General features: G+C 38.9%; 3 protein-coding genes and 1 pseudogene. 2 read left to right on the top strand and 2 right to left on the bottom strand.

Translation table 11 applies throughout. From position 1 onward, the window contains the following. Window positions 1-105: 105 nt before the first annotated feature. Window positions 106-423: a hypothetical protein gene (locus IQ228_RS20570; protein ID WP_015081707.1), complete on the bottom strand. Its 318-nt coding sequence runs from the start codon at window positions 421-423 to the stop codon at window positions 106-108. A 230-nt stretch (window positions 424-653) separates the two neighbouring features. After that, complete coding sequence (locus IQ228_RS20565) at window positions 654-995, bottom strand: hypothetical protein (protein ID WP_168651199.1); 342 nt, start codon at window positions 993-995, stop codon at window positions 654-656. 375 nt (window positions 996-1,370) lie between these two features. On the opposite strand from IQ228_RS20565, the gene IQ228_RS20560 reads away from it, so the two are divergent. Next, window positions 1,371-4,355: a DUF5906 domain-containing protein gene (locus IQ228_RS20560; RefSeq protein ID WP_193964210.1), complete on the top strand. Its 2,985-nt coding sequence runs from the start codon at window positions 1,371-1,373 to the stop codon at window positions 4,353-4,355. Window positions 4,356-4,357: 2 nt separating this feature from the next. Continuing rightward, a pseudogene (locus IQ228_RS20555) lies at window positions 4,358-5,205 on the top strand (DNA methylase); the annotation flags it as partial.

The raw sequence follows: 5,205 nt of genomic DNA, 5'->3' as shown, positions 1-5,205 counted from the left end.
AACTAAGACTCAGTATTTTACTAATAAATATAGTCAATAAATTATTGAATGTGGCACAAAGTAGAATGGTAATACCCTGGTATAGGTAAAAACTATAGGTAAAGACTAAGACTTTTTGATGATATCAGAGATAGCTAAGATAATTTCTGATAACTGTTCTGTAGAAGCAGACTGAATGTTATAGAAATTGGTGGCGTTTACGTGGGATTGTCCAAATGTTACTTGTAATCCACCATCACCTAGCAACCGCTTTACCAAAGTTGCTTTGACCTCTGGACTCACATCAGAAACAAGCTGCTCTAAGAGAGTAGATTTTTCCTGATCTTTTAATTTATGAGTTAAATTTTTAATCACATCGGTAATTATTGCACCGTCAAGTTTATTACATTCATTGAGAATTTGTTTCAAACTATCTTGACTCACCCTACTACTCTCTATTTTTCTTTATTCTTGACTTGTATGAACTTCATAATGTAGGGATATCCTAGCTTTTTCTTGCAAGAATAACCTATCAATATCACTGTTCAGTCAATGTTTACAATCTAAATGTAGCAATAATTGACGGTTTAATACACTACACTCACTAAGAAACTATCATTAAAACTTATAGTATTCATTTATCAAATAGTATATAACCTATTGGTAGCATTTATTCACGCAACTACTCGTTCTTTAACCCGATTTTTGACGTTCAAAGAATGAGCGATCGCTTCCAATACCCTAGCTTTTTCTTCTGGAGGCGAGCTTGCTACAATTGCCGCTAAGTCAAAGCTCACCATTCCTAATTTAGCCATAGTTGCTGCTCGAATGTGTTCAGGCAGTGCATGAACTAGCTTAAAGAAGTCCCCAGACCTTATATCTTCCCTTTCTCTACTTAGCAACCGTGAAATCATACTATTGTTCACACCAGCAGCACGAGAAAGTTTAGCATTTGTCGTTCCTTCACTAATTGCCTGTTCTATAGCTTGAATTAATATTTCTTTAGGTTCTATCATTGTTAAGTAGTAGGAGTATAGTGTATATTATTGTTATATAGCAGAAAGTAATTTTTCGACAATGGGGGGAACTTAAATTCACTTGTAAAGAAATACCTTAACCATAAACACTGGCTAAGGCAAAATTGAAAAAAAATTTAATTCATTAACTTACATTATGACTCATAAACCAGGATTGTGCTACTGTCTCCAGTACGAATTGAGAGATTTTTTATGCTTTTTTAGCAGGTTTTTCCTAACCTCCAATAGTTTACTGCTATTTCCTGCAAGGATTTACAAACAAGTTCCAGACTCTGGTGATAGCTTGCGTGGCGTAGCCATACTCACAAAGATATTTCTAGCACAATTAATTTTCGCGGCTAAGGAGGTGCAGTCATGAAACTCACACCAAAGCCCATTCAGGATTATAAAGACAGCATTATCACCGCAACGGGTAAAACTCATGTACTAACAAACACTGACATCAACGTTTATCAACCTCTTGAGACATTTGACATTAGGAATTTTCTAGACAATCTGACACCAGCTAAGGAAAAAAATAAATACATTTGTCCAGTGTGTGAAGGGCATAACCTCAGCATTGACATTAATACAGGTGAATATCAGTGCTGGAATGGGTGCGAATGCAGAAATATTCGGGAAGCAATCAAACCCTGGTCTGAAGTGTTAGAGGAACGCAAGCACAGTAAATACACTTCACACCCCAAAGTTACCCCTATCCGACGTAAAGCGAAAAACCTACAACCAGCCCCAATCTCCACAGATAACATCAGCATAGGCATTTTGCCTAACCCAGTAACAGCACTGGAAACAATAATGGTGGGGGAAAACCTGATTACTAAATACCCCTATTCTTCTACCCAGTGGGTAAACCGAACTGATAAACCAAATGAGGATAAAATAACCATTCCCTACCACATCAACAATAAAGGTGAGACAGTCAAAGGCAAAGGCAAGAGTAGTGATGACTGGCAACCATACCGATTTGATGAAATATGCCAATACGGTGCAGGTAAATGGGTGTTAGGAGTTGAGGGTGAGAAATGTACCGACATTGCACGGTTCGTTTATCAACTACTAACATTCACTTTTCAAGGTGGTAGTTGGGGTGAAAAGGTTTTATTTCAGTATTTTCAATCTCTCAAGGATGCTGGGGTAGCTGGGATAATTTATTGGCCAGATCATGATGATACCGGATACAGCAAAGCTAAAAAATGCGGTGAAGCTGCTGCTAAAGTCGGATTACCATTTGTAGTAATTGATCCTCTAACCATCTTCCCAGAATGTCCAGAAAAGGGCGATATAGCTGATTTTGCAAATATAGTAGCCATGAATGGAGATGAATTAGCCAGCCTACTACAAAACCAAATCAGGGAAGCAGCACAACAACAAACGGAACAAGCGCAAGAAGAATTTGATGATATTCCCCCTGGTAAAGAAAGAAAAAAATTAGGATTTTCGCAATTGGCATTAGAAGCACTCTACATGGATACCCCTTGGATTTGCGCTGGTGATAAGCTTTATAAATGGGTAGGCAATCATTACCAGCTAGTACCGGAATGTATAGAGAGAAGGCGGATAGCCGATTTTTGCGACAGCTATGTAGTTTGGAAACGTGAGGAAAATAACACACTGGTTGCAACCTATCCTTATGCCAAACCCTCCAGAATTGATGAAGCAATAAAATGGGCAAAATCAAAGCTTTCCGTGAAGTTAGATAGTCTCAACCCATCTGGATTAAACTGTCTCAACGGTATTCTGCAAATTACGTGGGATGGTAATAAACCATCATGGCAGTTAGTCGCCCATCACCCCAGCTACTATTACACATATGCTCCACTGATTGAATATAATCCTAATGCAGATCCCGGAGATTGCGATCGCTTACTTAATGTATTGGATGCACCTCAACGGGAAATTTTCTTAAAAGTCATAGCTGCCAGCTTAGACTTACCCAATGTCAGACGTTTGAAGGGTAGATTAATTCGGGCTTTACTCCTCAAAGGTACAGGTAGCAATGGTAAAGATGCTCTCAGAGAAGCGATCGCCACAATTTATGGTAAACAAGGTATAACATCAGCTACCCTTACTGACTTTGCTCAATATGATGCTGGGCGCAAATTCCCACTGCGTAAATTAATCTATTCGCGGATAAACTGGGGATCGGAAAATACCAATAGCACAAAGCTAGATAAGATCCAGAGCCTCAAAGCATTTGTTACTGGTAATCCACTTGATTCTGAGGGCAAAGGCAAAGATGATGAGGAGTTCACACCCAATGCAATCTGTTTATTCAATATCAACGATGTCCCAAATATACAAGGTAGTCTTGAGGCCATACTATCTCGTAATGCAGTCATAGATTTTAATAAGACATTCAAGATAGGTGCAGATCCAAGCAAGGGGGAATTAGAAGCAGATCCACGTTTTGCTTATGACCCCATGTTTTTACGGCTGATGGTATGCCCTGCTTTGTTGAATCGCCTACTTGATGCCCTTAAAGATTTGATGATTAACGGTATAGATTACAGTTGCACCCAACAAACACTAGAAGATATCCAAGTAGAAAACTCTCACCTATTCGAGTTTATCCAGGATACAGAATTAAATTATGACCCTAATGACTATCTATCAGCCTCAGATATTTGGACCAGGTTAGAGCAGTGGTATTTAGATAACGGAACTCTTACCTATGAAGAAACTAAAAATGGGAAGCAAAAAGCTATTTGGCAAGAGCAGGTAAAAGCATCAGATAAGAATGTGAAGGCTGTAAATCAGGTGATAGCAAGGTTTAAACAACTGTTCCCCAAAGCCAAATTAGTAACTGTACCTCATCCATCTGGTAAACGTAATATGCAAGTGTTACAAGGTGTAAGTTTTGGTTCTATTGTCAATAAGCAAAACTACATAGCAATAAATGAAAATTCCAAACCAGATACACAGCAGTTGCCACACCAAGAAAGCCTTGTAAATCAAGACTTCCACACCAATCACACCAGTTTTAATAATTTTGTGGAAACAGAAAATCAAGAAAATGATTTAACTTTTTCCCAACAATGTGAAACAGAATTTAATGAAGAAAAGAAAAAAGAAGAGAAATTGGTGTGCGATCAACATAAGTCTTGTACAGCAAGTATTTCTGGTGTGCAAAGTGGTGTGATAGGTGATGTGGCAGATGATCTTATTGCTAGGGAAAATTCCTTATTGAGAATAGAAACAGAAAATATAAGCACTGATGATTCTCATACTATTGCTGAAGTTCCGATTCCAAAGCTCCAATCAGAAACCACATCAACAAAAATAATCAGTGCAGACTCACAACTAGAAAGCAGCATCAACAGTGATTCAGGGAGTTACTGACAATGGTTAACACTCAATTAACTACGCCTTGGGATTATTGTCAGTCCTGGGAAGACGGTTCATGCTCTTACGACGGCCACACAATTACTTGGAAACACCAAACCATAATTGTTACTAACTACATTAAGCAAAAGTATCTAAGTCCAGATTGGTATTTTAAAAAACTTACTGAACACTGGGAACTGATAGGGTTTATAGCTTTGTTTTTGAGTGATGGAACAACAGCTTCCACACAAGAACTCAGTCAAGCCCTGAAGCTGAATTTGTCAGTTGTCGATAATGCAGTGGAATTGGGGTTTTCAATTGGGTGGTTTGAAGTCAACGAAAAAGTCAGTTTGATTTTCTTAGAGGAAAAATGCGACAACTCGATTTATGTTCAGGAGTCGGAGCAGGTTTTGGAATTGCCGGACTCCGTGCAGGTTGGGAACTTGTGGGAATCTGCGAGAACGATAACTACTGTACAGACATCCTCAGTAAACGATTCCCCGGTTATCCTGAGCGAGTGGTACGATATCCCGCCGAGTTGGCTAGACCCCTTGGAGTCCCGTCCGGCAACGGCACTATTAGAAAACAAAGATAGACAGCAGGAAATCTTCTTGATCCCAGAGTTGCCGCCATCGGAGTTAACAGAGTTCAATACCTTGCAACTATCGCCGGGGTCAATAACTACTGAGAAATTCTTAGAGAAAAACTTAGATACGGAGGAAGCAGATAAGGAAACTCTAACTACTGAGAAATTCTTAGAGAAAAACTTAGATACGGAGGAAGCAGATAAGGAAACTCTAACTACTGAGAAATTCTTAGAGAAAAACTTAGATACGGAGGAAGCAGATAAGGAAACTCTAACTAC

The sequence above is a fragment of the Dolichospermum sp. LEGE 00246 genome, from assembly GCF_015207865.1.
Taxonomy (GTDB): domain Bacteria; phylum Cyanobacteriota; class Cyanobacteriia; order Cyanobacteriales; family Nostocaceae; genus Dolichospermum; species Dolichospermum heterosporum.
This window is presented reverse-complemented; position numbering and strand designations above follow the sequence as displayed.

Excerpts from the sequence above, each read along its gene's own strand:
- IQ228_RS20565 (WP_168651199.1), bottom strand. The coding sequence starts at position 995 with ATGATAGAACCTAAAGAAATATTAATTCAAGCTATAGAACAGGCAATT.
- IQ228_RS20560 (WP_193964210.1), top strand. The coding sequence starts at position 1,371 with ATGAAACTCACACCAAAGCCCATTCAGGATTATAAAGACAGCATTATC.